We start from the raw sequence: 14,437 nt of genomic DNA on the forward strand, positions 1-14,437 counted from the left end.
CGCTTGCGTTTCGCCCTTGCTAGCCAAATTGCCTTGAAGACAACGGCATCCGGACGCTTGCCCAAAAACTTCGCAATTTCAGCGAGAGAGCGCGGGCATCGGGGTTATACTGCCGAGCGGCTGACGTATCGGAGGGAAGGCCGCCGCCTTAATTTCGCAGAACGCGCACGGGGGAAGGCGAAGATCACGCGATGAAATTTGTGCTGGCAAGCTACGGAACTCGCGGCGATGTCGAGCCGGCCATCGCGGTCGGCCGCGAACTGGTGCATCGCGGGCACGAAGTACGCATGGCCGTCGCGCCCGACGCCGTCGGCTTCGTCGAGTCGGCTGAGCTTGCGGCAGTCGCCTACGGGCCGGACACTCGGGGCACAGTTCTGGAAGCGCAGCGCAACGCAGCGACGTTTTTGCCACTCAAATTCTGGAGGATCCGGAGCCACATCAGGTTGTGGCGCGAAGTGCTGGAACTCGGTGCACAGCACTGGGTGGAAATGGGCAAGACGCTAGTGTCGCTGGCGGACGGCGCCGACCTATTGATAACTGGCCCGGGATTCGAGGACGTCGCTGCCAACGTCGCGGAGTACTACAGCATTCCGCTGGCCACGCTGCATTACTTCCCGGTGCGGGCCAACGGCCAGCTCCTGTCCTTCCTGCCCGCGCCACTGATCCGCTCTGCAATGACCGTGTTCGAGTGGCTGGGTTGGCGCTGGGGCAAAAAGCTCGTAGACGCACAGCGTCGCGAACTCGGATTATCCAAAGCGCGAGTCCCCTTGCCGCGACGGATCGCCGAACGCGGATCCCTGGAAATACAGGCTTACGACGAGTTTTGGTTCCCCGGGCTGGCGTCCGAATGGGCGAAACACAATGGCCAGCGACCCTTCGTCGGCGCGTTGACCATGGACTTGACAACGGACACCGACGACGAGGTCGCGTCGTGGATTGCCGCGGGGACACCGCCGATTTTCTTCGGGTTCGGCAGCACACATGTCGAATCTCCCGCAGAAACGCTCGCCATGATCAGCGCAGCGTGTGCGGAGTTAGGCGAGCGGGCCTTGGTTTGTGCCGGCTGGACCGACTTCAGCCACGTTCCCCATTTCGAGCACGTGAAGGTTGTGGCCGCGACTAATTACGCCGCGGCCTTCCCGGCATGCCGCGCAGTCGTGCACCACGGCGGCACTGGCACCACAGCCGCCACCCTGCGCGCCGGGGTCCCGCTGCTGGCCCTCTGGACGGGGCCTGATCAGGCGATCTGGGGAGCTCGGGTCAAACGATTGAAGGTGGGCACCGCGCGGCGCTTCTCGCGCACTACCCGAGAAACGCTGGTCGCGGACTTGCGGACCATCCTCGCCCCGCAATACCTCACTCGGGCCCGCGAGATCGCCAGCCGGATGAGCAAGCCCGCCGAAAGCGTCACAGTCACCGCCGATCTCATGGAGAATTTCGCGCGCTTGCGGCGCGTTGGCTGATCGGACACCGATTTGAGTTAGCGAAAGTTCCTATATTGCAACGGATTATAAAATCAGCCGCGAGGCCCACTGGGGTCTGCCGCTGCCCCAACCCGAATTCAGTTGTGGCATAACGATGCACGGTCCGGCGTGACACCGCCATGCCCGGGTCTACGCACGTTGAGCGGCCATCATCTCACACCCCCGGCCTTGTCGGCTGACACACATCGCGGCATGGTCGGGCCCACCTGCGCCTGGCGACGCACCGTCTGCGGCCAATGCCGCGGTCGAGGAACCGGAAACCCCTACAATGCAATTGGTATGAGTGATTCATTAGGGCCGCGAATCCGCAACCGTCTCCCCGCCAACGTGTCAGTCATCGGAGTCAGAGATGTCATGCGGCTGTGGCTGATGGGTCCCAGATTGCGGGAGCTGGTCCGGGTGCTGGTTTCCCATATCGCTCGGCGGTATCCCCGCCATCCCTATAGGGGCCGGCGCAGAATGTTAAGAGCGCTGGGGCCAGAGCTCGCTGCAATGACTACCTGGTCGGCTGTGGACACCGAGCTTCACGGTGAGATGGCTGAGGCATTCAACCGCGCTCCGCGGGTCCATAAGTTGGTGCACTACTTGCCGATCTACGAGTCTGTAATCGACCGAACGCGTCCGATCCGGATGCTCGAGATTGGCGACTTCTATCGGGACTCGTTACAGATGTGGCAGCAGTACCTCCACCCCGACTCGGTCATCGTTGGCGTTGACATCAACTCAAACTTGTTGAAAATCGCTGATTCAGGAGGCATTCACGTCCGCTTCGCTGGTGAGCAGGGCGTTTCTTTTCTGAGTGCGGTGGCAGAGGAGTTCGGCCCGTTCGACGTCATTCGTGATGCTGGGAGTCATACGAGCTCTCATATGATTGATTCCTTCCGCCGCCTGTTCGCGAATGCGTTGAGCGACAGTGGCGTTTACATGGTTGAAGACGTTGATTGCGACTATTGGAAGTTCTATCGTGACAGCCGCGTTTCGTTCATCGATTTCGTCAGGTCGTTGATCGACGCTATGCATGGCCATTACCAGGTCACCAACGGTGAAACCAACTTCCGGGTTGGTCACCCAGACCGACTAGGGGAAGTTTCGGTGCCGGCAATCACGCCGATGTTGGGCAGTATCGAGGTCTACGATTCTGTTGTCGTCGTGCGCCGTGCCACCCGGGAGCTGGCGCGAAGCATCTATCGATCCTGAGTACTTGCCTCAGCGCACGCGGCGCAGATATCCATCGGGCGCCACGGTGATCTGCAACTTGTGCGGGATCGTGCGGTCAATCTCGAACTCGGAGTGTGACTTTAGAAACTCCCAGACCGCCGTCTTCGGATTGTTGCCTCGACCCCACGGCCGGTCGGGGAACCTGTCGCCGCCCATATCCTCGATGAGGGTGTCGAACACCACGCAATAGCTGTTCGGCGTCACTAGAGATGCATAGGCCGATAATTCGGCGAGAACATGCTCATGCGTGTGGTTGCTGTCGAGGCAGACGAGCGTAGCGTCGCTGCCGCACGCCAGATTGTGAACCTGCTGAATCGTTTTCGGCTCAATGCTCGACCCTTCAATCATCGTTATGTAACGAGACAGTGGATGGGCCTCGATCGCCGCACGATTGTGGGAGCGTATCTCGATGTCGACGCCGATGACGCGCCGGCTCGGAGCGTGAGCATCAAGGGGAGTGCCGTTGGTGACGGCGTCACACAAGTCCAGCAGCGCAAGCATGGAAGCGCTAAAGATCAATGAACCCCCATGCGCGATTCCTGTCTCGACGATCACGCTGGGCTTGATCGTCCAAATCAACTCCTGCAGACAGACGATGTCTTGCGGATATTGGATGATTGGCCGACCGAGCCACTCGAAGTTGTACGAGTAGCGACTGATCGAGCTTCGATCGATCCATTCGAAGGACAGGTGAGCGAGCTCGCGATCTTTGGCGAGAGCTTCCACGTTCTCGATCACGCTCTGCTGATGGTCTGTCTGCGGTCGTTCGGCCACGTACATTCCTCCTAGTGTGATGCGATCTGGTGGCTGCTCGAGGTTCGATATTGCTCCGCTGCGCATCGATCAGCGGGCAAGCGATCTGCTCGGCGACACAGCCGAGATCCGTTGCAGGACGAGCATTCACGTCAGTCCAGCACCGCGTAGGAGATTTGTGGCGTAAACGGAAATCGCCGGATACGAAGATTCCGTATTCCGACCGATTCCAGCACGGCGAGGGTCTCGCCGGGCCAGTATTTCTGGTTGAGCTCGTCGAAGGCGAGAACGGACCCTTTCGGCATTCTTGGCAGAAATGTCTTGAGCGCCGCCAGGGTCGGTTCGAATAGGTCGAAGTCGAGGTAGAGAAGCGCCACCACGGTGTGCTTGTTGTCTTCGAGATAGGCGGGGATCGTTTCTTGGGCGTCACCCTTCACGAGTTGCACCCGCTCGATGTGCCCGAGCGGACGGTTCAGATCGTAGATCGACACAGCATGGCGAATGTCGTCTTCGATGCCCTGAACCGCCAAGCCGCCGACCTTGGCGAAGGACAGACTTGCGTCCGCGGCCGTCGCGTCTTGGTCCGCGACGCTGGGAAAACCGGCGAAGGTGTCGAACCCCACGATTCGTCGGGTGTGATTGTAGGGCTCGTAGATCGCCGAGAGCTGCGCCCAGGTCATCAAGCCGCCCCCCATGAACACACCACACTCGACGATGTGGCCATGGACGTCCACGATTTGCTGGAAGATTTCGTTCTTGGCCAGGAACGTCGCCAGCGTCTGCCGTGGAACGAACTTCGTGAAGTTCTTCAGCTTGGCGAGTGTGTCGCCTTCGCCCGCGGCGAAGAATTCCTGGACACTGTTGGCGTATTGCTCGTCCGCCGAAGTTTGCGTGCGCGCGTCGAGCATCGAAAAGCGGTTATCCATCACTCACCTTTGCCTGTCTGAATTTTCGGGACAGGCCGCGTCCACAAGTGTGCGGCGCAGCCCATCGCTTAGGGTGGTCGTCGGCCGCCAGCCCAGTTCCGCCTCCGTTGATGACCAGTCAAGGAAGACGTTGGCGATGTCGTCAATGATTTCGGTCTCTTCGATCACCGCACGGCACCCGACTATCTCGCCGATTTTGCCGATGATTTCGCGCGGTTCATACGATGAATCGCCACCCAGGTGGTAGATGGGAGCGGTCCCTCCCTTTTCGATGATGCTGGCAAGCCCGGCGACAGCATCATCGACGTAGAGCAATTGCAGGCTGGGCAACCCGTTGCGATAGCGATGGGTCACGATCGGTCGTCCTTCCGTCAGGCGCCGATGCGCGAACCCTATCAAGCGTGGCCGCAAGCTCTGAGGGCCGAAAGTGGGAGAGATTCGGACGATAGTGGAGTCGACCTCACCATTGGCGCGCGCATTCTGAACGAGGGCTTCCTCGAGGAATTTTGTCTCGCCGTATATGCCCCGAGGGCGCGTCGTCGTATTGACGTCCGCAACCATCGAGCTCGACCTGTAGGCCGAGAACACCACCGCGCCGGAGGGCAAGTAGAGGTGGATTCCGAGCGATTTGCAGACGTCGAGAACGCCCCGCAGCATCGTTAGGCTTTGGCCCATGGCGTCGTTGTTCGTGTAGATGCGCGGGTAGGCGAGGTGAACGATCTTTTGGATTCCGTTGTCGCGGCAATAGCGGTCGAGGGTTACGACGGGGCCCAGCAGGTCGACCGCGGTGCGGTCGGGCGCGACAACACGGTGTGACTTCGCGAGGCGATCGCGCAGGGCGGCGCCCAGAAAGCCTCCGCCGCCGGTGACGAGGATGCCGTCGTGACGGCCCGACGCAGAAGGCTTGTGCAAAGCCGCACGCAGCGAGTTGACCATCTCGAGCTTGATGGCCTTCTCGCCGGTTGCTGAAATGACTTGGGCCACAGCCGTATCCAGATCGATACCGTGCCACTCGGCGAGAATCCCGGCTGCGATCGTATTGCTGCGCGACACCCCGAAATCGCAGACGACCACCACCGAGCCGCCGCGCCTGAGCTCCTCCACCCCCTCCCGGACCTTGCCGATCAGGTCATCGGCCGAGTTGCCCCGCTTGTCGACCATGGCCCTCGTATCAACGACGTGAAACGGTCGGTCGCCCGCCACATTGTCACCCGGGGCGGTCCCCAGCCGGTCCGCGACGATCCATCGGATCATTCGACCACCTTCGACAGCGGGACGGCGACCTCGCTTAAGCTTCGCAGGTACCAGCCTGGCGTGATGCCGAGCATGGACCTCGGCTCAAGTCCGAGCAGGTGTCGGATGTACCAATCCACCTCGTTGAAACCCGCGAGTGTCCTCAAGTAAGTGCTGGCGGAGAACCGGGCGTTGATTTCGAACGGGACGAAGGCACCGTCGGCGGCGATGCGCCCCTGAATGTTCAAGGGACCGGTGCTGCCGAGGCGCCGGGCGATCAATTCGGCGGTCTGGCAGATGGCTGGATAGTTTTCGATCAGACCCTGGCTGTAGCCGCTGGAGATGAGGAAGTCCGGGCCACGCATTGAGACGGATAGTTTGCTGTGAAATGCCCGCTTGAGGGCTATCGCGCCCGCGCAGCTGCCGTCGGGTAACGAGAGAACGCCAACCGTGAACTCGCCTCCGTCCTCCGGCAGGTACTCCTGAATCAGCGGGGTCAGGCCGTTGTTGTGGAGGTACGTGCAGTAGAGGCGTGCTTCTTCGCGGCTCCTAGCGAAGAACACGAACACGCTGCCGCCGCTCGCGACCGCTGGCTTTACGATGCACGGCATCGGGAAGTCGGCGATATCGTTCCCCGGATCGACGGTTCGCGTCCGGGGCGTTCTGACGCCGACACTGGCAAGGATCTCGAAGCAGTTGCCCTTGTGGGCAAGTCGCTCGGTAAGCTGCGGATTGTTCTGGCCCAGTTGTATTCCGGCGCGCGCGAACAGCTCATGGTCTCTGCCGATGAGGATCGCGGGCTCGTCGCCGCCCGGGACGATGCAATCGACCTGCTCGCGGAGGCAAAGGTCTAGCAGATTTCGGGCATAGCCCTCGCGATGGACGAGGAAAGTCGCAGCGAAGCGCAAATCGTAGTGACCGAACGCGAGTGGCGAAATGTCGCATCCCAGAACGTCATAGCCACCAGCGTGGTGTAGCGCCTTGGCGATCTCCGTCCCAAGGGAAGCACCTGCGATACCCGCAATCAGTACTCGCGGGCTCTTGTCATGCAATGGAAAGCTCCCGGACAACTTGCAGGATCCGGCACTGCTCAACCCCGGTGATGTCGTTGAAACTGGGAATGTTGATCGCGCGGTTGGCGATATCGTGCGCCCAGCTACCTCCTGACGATCCGGCAAACGGTGGGGTTGCAGACAGCGGATGAAAGAAGACCCGGGCATCGATATTCTCAGCCGCGAAGGCCCCCGTAATGCGCTCAGATGTAAGCCTCGTCGACTCGTCGAACAAGACCGTCGGCATCCAGAATCCGTTTCGCGTGCCTGGCGGCTCAGGGTTCATAGATACCCCCGCCACGCCGGCCACCCCATCGTTGTATGCGCGAAATATCTCTCGCTTTCGCGAGACTAGTGCATCGATCCGCTCCATCTGTGCACAACCGATGGCTGCCTGAATGTTCGACATTTTGTACTTGAAACCCACTACATCCGGCCAGAATTGCTTCGTCTGACTGCGTGCGCGGCCGTGGTTGCTCAGAGTGAGCACTCTCTCATAGAGGTCGTCGTCATTGGTAACGAACATGCCGCCCTCACCGGTGGTGATCGTCTTTGAGCCATGGAAAGAGAAGGTCCCGAAGCGCCCCATGCAGCCGGCGCGGTTTCCGCGGTATATCGAACCGATGGCCTCCGCAGCGTCCTCGATTACTGGGATACCGTGCCTTTGCCCTACTGCCAAGAGCTGGTCCATGTCGCAAACGTTGCCATACAAGTGCACCGCGACAATGGCTTTGGTGCGTGGGGTGATGGCGGCTTCGGCCAGTTCCGGGTCGATACACCAACTGTCGGGCAGGATATCGACAAATACAGGCCTAGCTCCGAGGTGAACGACGGGCGCCGCCGTGGCGATCCAGTTGGTATCGGCCATGATGACTTCGTCGCCCGGACCGATTCCGAGTGCGGCCATGCCCATGTGCAGCGCGCCGGTGCAGCTCGACGTGGCGATTGCGTGCCTGACCCCCAGGTGTGCCTTGAAGGAATTCTCGAAGCGCTCGATGTATTCGTAGCAACGCTCGCCCCAGCCGTTTGCCGCGGCGTCGGTGGCGTAGCGCACCTCGAGGTCGGTGATTGATGGCTTGGTGTAAGGGATGCGGGGCTTCATAGGACGCTCAATTCCGGAACCGCCGTCACGAAACGTGTGCCGCTGTGGACGAGATCGGCCAATTGGGCCCGCACTTCGTGGGCGATGTTCCACGGCAGTATGACGACATAGTCCGGCGGACTCTCGCGCAGTGCCTCAGGTGAGCGGATGGGAATGTGGCTTCCTGGCATGAACTTTCCCTGTTTGGACACCGCGGCGTCACAGACGTATGGCAGCAAGTCGCGCCTCACGCCCGCGTAGTTCAAGAACGTATTACCTTTCGCCGCGGCACCGTAGCCAGCCACGCGCCGGCCGGCACGCTTTTGTTCGATCAGGAAGGCCAAGAGATCATCCTTCATACGGTCGGCACGCTTCTGGAACTCGGCGTAGGTCTCACGCCGGGTCACCCCAAACCGCTCCTCACGTGTTAGGAGCGCTTCGACGCGGTTGGCAGAGGCGATCGCAGCCCCAGTGTGGCAGCCGTACACACGCAGGCTGCCGCCGTGAGTGGGCAACTCCTCCACATCCCACACACGCAATCCAGCCTCGGCAAAGATGCGTGCCACAGTCGTGAGCGACAGGTACGAGAAGTGCTCATGATAGATGGTGTCGAACTGGGTCAGCTTGATCAACGGCATTAGATGTGGAAACTCCAACGTGACGGTGCCTTCGGGCTTGAGCGTGCTGGCCAATCCAAGGGTGAAGTCGTTGATATCGGGCACGTGGGCGTACACGTTGTTGCCCACAATCAGATCCGCCCGACAGTTTTCATCGGCCAGCCTGCGCCCTAAGGCTTCGCCGAAGAATTCCCGTCTGACCGGGATGCCGAGCGCTTCGGCGGCCGCGGAGGTGCTCGCTGTCGGCTCGATACCTAGACAGGGAATGCCCGCTGCCACAAAGTTTTTCAATAGGTAGCCATCGTTGGAAGCCACTTCAATGACAAGGTTGTCGGGCCCGAGTCGCAGCCGCTCGGTAATCATGCGCACGTAGTCGGCCGCATGGTCGAGCCAACTTCTCGAGGTGCTGGAGAAGTAGGCATAGTCGGCGCTGAACAGTTCCTCGGCGCGGGCATAGTCTTCCGTCTGCACCAACCAACACCGGTCACACACTTTTACCCGCAGCGGGTAATACACCTCCGGGTTGGACAGATCCTCGGCGTGCAGATACGCGTTGGAGGGGGGAGCGAAGCCCAGGTCCACGAAATTCTGCTGCAGTGGCGTGCCGCAGTGCCGGCACCTCATAATTCGACGCCGGTGAATTCGGCACCCAGTAGCGGATGCGAAAGGTCACGAGGCGAAAGGTCCTGTGGAGGCAACGGCCAGGCGATGCCGAGCCGCGGGTCGTCGTAACGTAGCCCGCTCTCGGCGGGTGGGTGGTAGAACGCAGTGTGCAGGTAGAGCAACTCGCTGTTGGGTTCCAAGGCCTGGAAGCCGTGGGCGAAACCTTCCGGGATGACCAGCATCTGCGTTTCGTCTTGTGTCAGTTCCTGCGCGTGCCACTGCAGAAATGTGGGGGATCCCGCCCGCAGGTCGACCGCGACGTCCCAGACCCGGCCGCGAAGGCAGCGGACCATCTTCATTTCCGCGTGCGGCGGTTGTTGAAAATGCATGCCGCGCACGGCCCCGGCGTGGCTGGTGCTGGATTGGTTCATCTGCACGATCTGGCGGTCGCCCAGGATGGATCCCAGCTCTTTGGCGCAGAAGAGGCGAATGAACGCGCCGCGGGCGTCGCGCTGCGGCACGGACCGCACGAGCTTGAGGTCGGGTATTGGCGTATCGAGGATCTTCATGCCGTTGCCCAAGCCAGGTCTGATGCCGCTGCATCGCTTATGTAAGCGCCCAGCTGGTCGGCACTCGGCACTTCGCCCAGTTCCAGCCACTGGCGATACCAGTCGGCCGTGTGGTGGACTGCCTTTTCGAGATTCCACACAGGACGCCAGCCCAGATGCATCTTCGCCTTCGCAGTGTCGAGCTGCAGCAAGCCCGCCTCGTGTGGCTGAGGAGTGGATGTTACCTGCCACCGAACCTGTGGCCACGTCCGGGCAAGGCCGCCGAGTACCTGCTCAACTGAGCGGTTTCCTTCGCCATCCGGGCCGAAGTTCCAAGCATCGGCAGAAGTGGCATCACCCGCGAGGAGCCGCTGGCCTAATAGCAGATACCCACTGAGGCAATCGAGCACATGTTGCCAGGGGCGTGTTGCGTGCGGCGAGCGAATGACTAGCGGATCGCCCGCGACCAGAGAACGCACCACGTCGGGGATCAATCGGTCCTCGGACCAGTCGCCACCACCGATTACATTGCCGCCCCGGCCCGTTGCGAGCAGCGGGGCCGACGGCTGTTGCAGGAATGCAGAGCGGTAGCTCGCGGCCACCAACTCGGCGCTCGCCTTCGATGCGCTGTAGGGATCGTGGCCCCCGAGCCGGTCCCGTTCTCGGTAGGGCCAAGGCCATTCACGATTCTCATAACACTTGTCAGTTGTGACTACCAACACGGCACGCACGCTTGGCGTCTGACGAGCGGCTTCGAGTAGATGCACCGTGCCCATCACATTGGTGGCCCATGTCGTGACTGGTTCGCGGTAGGACCGACGGACCAACGGCTGGGCAGCCAAGTGGAAAACTATCTCCGGTCGTTCCGCGGTGAAGACCCTGCGTACTGCCGCTTCGTCGCGAATGTCGATGCGAAGATCGTTGATTGGTAGCTTCAACAGGTCCCAATGGCTGGGCTCGGAAGACGGATCCAATGCAAGGCCGGTGAGATCGGAACCTAGTCGGTGCAGCCAGAGGCACAACCAGCTGCCTTTGAAGCCCGTATGGCCGGTGACGAGGACCCGGCGCCCCCGATATGCGGTGCCGAAAGCGTTCAGTGCCAGCATTTCCACGGTGCTTTGCCGCTACTCCACAGTTCTTCGAGCAGGTTCTTGTCTCGCAGCGTGTCCATAGGTTGCCAGAAGCCGGAGTGCTGGAATGCCATCATTTCGCCGTCGGCGGCAAGACGGGTCAAGGGCGAACCTTCCCAGGAGGTCCCGTCGCCGTCGATGTAATCGAGTACCGCGGGCGACAAGACGAAAAATCCGCCGTTGATGAAACCGCCGTCGCCGCGTGGCTTCTCTACAAAGTCTGTAACCCGGTCGCCCGTGCACTCGATGGCTCCATAGCGCCCCGGGGGTAGCACCGCGGTAACGGTGGCGTGGCGGCCGTGTCGATGGTGGAATTCGATGCTCGCGCCTATGTTCACGTCGCTGAGCCCGTCACCGTAGGTGAAGCAAAAAGCCCCTTCATCGTCGAGGTAGGTTGCCACTCGCTTGAGACGCCCGCCCGTCAGGGTGTCGTCACCGGTGTCCACCAGCGTTACTCGCCAAGGTTCTGCGTGGCGCTCGTGCACTTCCATCCGGTTAACGGACATGTCGAAAGTTACGTCCGACATGTGCAGGAAATAGTTTGCGAAGTATTCCTTGATCACGTAGCCCTTATAGCCACAGCAAACGATAAAATCGTTAATACCGTGATGGGAGTAAAGCTTCATGATATGCCACAAAATGGGCCGCCCGCCGATTTCCACCATAGGTTTTGGGCGGATGACGGTTTCCTCCCGGATGCGAGTACCCGCGCCACCGGCCAGTAATACGGCTTTCATGAGGCCCGGTTATGTTGGGGATGGTCCCAGCTCGACTTTTTTCTCGGCCGATCTGCTAACCCCTCTGAGTAGCTCGAGTTAGCCTCCGCTAGCACCGTTATATGCCCAAATATATCGGCCGGAATCTTGTTTGAATACTTTTCCATAAGGTGGCGAATGAGAAGATAGGACCCGAGTCTCTCGGAGAGGAATCCGATAGCTCGTATCTGATATATGTCATATGTTTTCAGGCGATTGCCATGACGGGATACGAATTCTTTGCTGACGCGCTCGATTCGTGACAACGCATGTGTTAACCATGACTTCGGGTAGATCCCAAATTCTATGCCTCCAGGAATGAAGTGCTTTGCGGCCAACAATTCCGCTGCAGAATCGGAATCCAGCACGCCCAGCTCAATAGCTAGCGACGTGTAGTCCAGAATATCCCTACGGTGATGGCACAACGTATAGTGCCCGAGAATCGAGTTTTCAAAGTATAGAGGCTGTGCAACCAGAAATTCAAGGCCGGCTCTAGGCGTGAATACCGATAACTCGGCCTCCCTTCCGGAGTTCCCAAGGCTCAAATCCCTTTGGTACAGTACGGTCGGTGTCCCCTCCGCGGAAGGAAGTATTCTCTTCCTGTAGGACGAAATTTCAATGAGCTTCGGAGAGGTGGAGAGTTTCTCGATTGCGATCGGCAAGACGGCGGTTCCTGCGGCGCCATATGCAATTGGTCTAGCATCGTGCCAAAATTGATCGAGCTGTCTTACGTGAAGTGCAGAGTCGGATTGGAAATCTCCAAGTGAGATGCAATCGTCGTACCAACTCTCTGGCAACAACGGCTTCTTATGACTAATGCAGAACCTGTGGATCATTGGTGTGGCTCAGCCCTCGGATGGTTGTCTATTGGAGACTTCGCACTGTGGCTTCTTAGGGTGCGCGCCCGGAAATCCAGCAGTCCTCGGCCAACGATACGGTGAGCGTCTACGGCTGACACTGGGCGACGTTCTTTCGGTCGTCTAGGAGTTCGTCCACCGTTCAGCACCATAGCGCACCAAGGGCAATTCGAGGACCAAATCGTCCGGCCCGCCGGCAACTCCAGCTCAAGCTTGGTCGGGGAGATCGAGGCGCGACTCGTCGTAGTGCGGAAGGTCGCGGCCGCGCGGCCAGCGCGGGGCCCCATGGGTGCGGACCTGCGCACCATCCTTGCCTGCAATGGGTCGCGCGGCTCGCGAGATCGCCGTCTGGATGGGCAAACCCGCCGAGAGGTGGCGGCCGCCGCCGATCTTATGGAAAACGCCGTCCGCTTCCGGCGTGTTGGCTGACCGGACACCCACCTTTGCGTTAGCGAAAGTGCCTGTTTCGCAAGGGATTGTCGTGGATCTATCGACCTGCAGTTGCGGCGCGACGCGATGTCTTGCGCGGGCTTAGGACACGGGGGAGTGCCGGTGTTGCCCGAGTTCAGTATTGGCTACGGTTGTCCGGCGTCGATGGAGTTCTTGAGTTGCTGCGCCTGAGCTACCTGCTCGGCGGTATAGCCGATGAACAGCGCCACGGCGCCGACTAGGACACTTACCCCGGCGAGCCATAGCAGGCCATAGGTGTAGCCCTGATCCAGCGCATGCAGCTGGGCAGGGTTCATCAACTTCGCGGGCCCGTTGGTGCCGCCTAGGGACAGCGTGTGCGACGTGACGACGGCCTGGATGACGGTCATAACCACCGGGCCGCCAAGGACCATCAGCATGAGCGAGATCGCGGAGGTGGGTCCGATCCGGTCTGACCCAACGTTGGCGATCACCGACAGCCCGAGCGGGAGGTTGGCCAGGCCCATGCCGATTCCGCCCACGACAAGCGGGATCACCAGGTGCGGGAAGTAGGAGATGCCGCGGTGAAAGGTCGAGCTGTAGAGCATCACGGCTACCAGGAGACTGCCACCGGCGATGACCAGGACCCGCGGTGGAAACCGCGTCACCAGTTTTGACGACGCGATGGCGCCGACACCCGCCGCAAGGACGCACGGAATGAAGCCGATGCCGGCGCGCAGTGCGCTGTAGCCCATGATGTTCAGCGCATACAGGGTGACCAGCACGGTCAGGCTGAATAGCACCCCGCCGGCGAGGAAGATGGTGGCGAAGGTGGCCAGCCGATTGCGGTCGAAGAACAAGTCAAGCGGCACGATGGGGTTCGCGGCGCTGCGCTCCACTGCGACGAAGGCTACGAAAGCACCCAGTGCCAGCACACCCGCACCGATCGTCGGGGCCGACAGCCAGCCCTTCTCGGGGCCCATCGAGATGGCGACGACGGCGGCGATACAGGTCAGCGTGGCCAGGCCCGCCCCGGTGACGTCGAGCTTCATCCGCTCCAACTGGGTTTCTCGCAGCGCGGTACGGGCAAGGTAAATCACCAGCAGTCCGATCGGCACGTTCACGATGAAGACGAGTCGCCACGCCACGTCGGCGAGTGCGCCGCCCACTACCAGGCTGAGCACTGAGCTAACACTGGCCATCGCGCCCAGCACCGCCATCGCGGTGTTGCGTGTCGGCCCTTTGGGGAACGTGGTCGCAACCAGCGCGATAGTGGTCGGTGCGATGATCGCGCCCGCAACGCCTTCCAGCAGCCGGGCCGCGATGAGAGTGCCTCCGTTGCGGGCGATGCCGCATACCGCGGAGGTGAAGGTGAACAGCGCGACCCCCACGATGAAGGCCCGCTTGCGTCCGATGGTGTCACCGATGCGACCGCCCACCAGCATCAAGCCGCCGTAGGCCAGTACGTAGGCGGTGAGCACCCAGCTTCGCCCGGCATCGGACAGGTTGAGCTCGTTCTGGATCTTCGGGAGCGCCGCAATCGTGATGGTGCCGTTCATCAGCGACATCAGCTGCATGCCGCCCAGGGTGACAATTGCGGTGATAAACCGGCGAGACGGCAGGCCGGTCGGCAAGTCACTGGTCGGATGGCCTAGCGTGGTCGATTCGATGGGCATGGGGTCGCTCATTCCACCCGTTCTGTCGTCTCGTGGATTCTGTCAGCCCTGCATCGTTAGAGCCGTCATCGCGGGACGCTACCGCATTTTATGAAT

At 60.7% G+C, this 14,437-nt stretch carries 12 protein-coding genes; 2 read left to right on the forward strand and 10 right to left on the reverse strand.

Going from position 1 to position 14,437, the window contains the following annotated elements; all coding sequences use genetic code 11:
- Positions 1-191 precede the first annotated feature (191 nt).
- Together ACQI5H_RS00715 and ACQI5H_RS00720 are read left to right on the forward strand one after the other, a co-directional pair.
- On the forward strand, positions 192-1,463 hold the full coding sequence (locus ACQI5H_RS00715; RefSeq protein WP_427077519.1) for a glycosyltransferase: 1,272 nt from the start codon (positions 192-194) through the stop codon (positions 1,461-1,463).
- A 531-nt stretch (positions 1,464-1,994) separates the two neighbouring features.
- On the forward strand, positions 1,995-2,681 hold the full coding sequence (locus tag ACQI5H_RS00720) for a class I SAM-dependent methyltransferase (RefSeq protein WP_427077520.1): 687 nt from the start codon (positions 1,995-1,997) through the stop codon (positions 2,679-2,681).
- Positions 2,682-2,690: 9 nt separating this feature from the next.
- On the opposite strand, the gene ACQI5H_RS00725 is transcribed toward ACQI5H_RS00720, so the two are convergent.
- The 10 genes from ACQI5H_RS00725 to ACQI5H_RS00770 form a co-directional block, all read right to left on the reverse strand.
- Positions 2,691-3,482: a cephalosporin hydroxylase family protein gene (locus ACQI5H_RS00725; protein WP_427077521.1), complete on the reverse strand. Its 792-nt coding sequence runs from the start codon at positions 3,480-3,482 to the stop codon at positions 2,691-2,693.
- A 125-nt stretch (positions 3,483-3,607) separates the two neighbouring features.
- On the reverse strand, positions 3,608-4,363 hold the full coding sequence (locus tag ACQI5H_RS00730; RefSeq protein WP_427077522.1) for a TylF/MycF/NovP-related O-methyltransferase: 756 nt from the start codon (positions 4,361-4,363) through the stop codon (positions 3,608-3,610).
- A 21-nt stretch (positions 4,364-4,384) separates the two neighbouring features.
- Positions 4,385-5,635 carry an NAD-dependent epimerase/dehydratase family protein gene (locus ACQI5H_RS00735; protein ID WP_427077523.1) on the reverse strand — a complete coding sequence of 417 codons (1,251 nt, stop codon included), beginning with the start codon at positions 5,633-5,635 and terminating at the stop codon, positions 4,385-4,387.
- On the reverse strand, positions 5,632-6,666 hold the full coding sequence (locus ACQI5H_RS00740) for an ATP-grasp domain-containing protein (RefSeq protein WP_427077524.1): 1,035 nt from the start codon (positions 6,664-6,666) through the stop codon (positions 5,632-5,634). Before ACQI5H_RS00740 ends, ACQI5H_RS00735 begins: the two co-directional genes overlap by 4 nt.
- The gene (locus tag ACQI5H_RS00745; RefSeq protein ID WP_427077525.1) at positions 6,659-7,768 is read right to left on the reverse strand and encodes a DegT/DnrJ/EryC1/StrS family aminotransferase; all 1,110 of its coding nucleotides are present in this window, start codon (positions 7,766-7,768) and stop codon (positions 6,659-6,661) included. Before ACQI5H_RS00745 ends, ACQI5H_RS00740 begins: the two co-directional genes overlap by 8 nt.
- Positions 7,765-8,988 (reverse strand): class I SAM-dependent methyltransferase, encoded by a 1,224-nt coding sequence (locus ACQI5H_RS00750; RefSeq protein ID WP_427077526.1) that lies wholly within the window; start codon positions 8,986-8,988, stop codon positions 7,765-7,767. Before ACQI5H_RS00750 ends, ACQI5H_RS00745 begins: the two co-directional genes overlap by 4 nt.
- Positions 8,985-9,536, reverse strand: coding sequence for a dTDP-4-dehydrorhamnose 3,5-epimerase family protein (locus ACQI5H_RS00755; protein WP_427077527.1), 552 nt, complete (start codon positions 9,534-9,536; stop codon positions 8,985-8,987). The genes ACQI5H_RS00750 and ACQI5H_RS00755 overlap by 4 nt, the downstream gene beginning before the upstream one ends.
- On the reverse strand, positions 9,533-10,621 hold the full coding sequence (gene rfbG / locus ACQI5H_RS00760) for a CDP-glucose 4,6-dehydratase (RefSeq protein WP_427077528.1): 1,089 nt from the start codon (positions 10,619-10,621) through the stop codon (positions 9,533-9,535). Before rfbG ends, ACQI5H_RS00755 begins: the two co-directional genes overlap by 4 nt.
- Complete coding sequence (gene rfbF, locus ACQI5H_RS00765) at positions 10,609-11,382, reverse strand: glucose-1-phosphate cytidylyltransferase (RefSeq protein WP_427077529.1); 774 nt, start codon at positions 11,380-11,382, stop codon at positions 10,609-10,611. Before rfbF ends, rfbG begins: the two co-directional genes overlap by 13 nt.
- Before the next feature lie 1,450 nt (positions 11,383-12,832).
- The gene (locus tag ACQI5H_RS00770) at positions 12,833-14,341 is read right to left on the reverse strand and encodes an MFS transporter (protein ID WP_427077530.1); all 1,509 of its coding nucleotides are present in this window, start codon (positions 14,339-14,341) and stop codon (positions 12,833-12,835) included.
- Between the last annotated feature and the right edge of the window lie 96 nt (positions 14,342-14,437).

The organism is Mycobacterium heidelbergense, from assembly GCF_050205645.1.
In the GTDB taxonomy this organism is placed as follows: Bacteria; Actinomycetota; Actinomycetes; order Mycobacteriales; family Mycobacteriaceae; genus Mycobacterium; species Mycobacterium heidelbergense_A.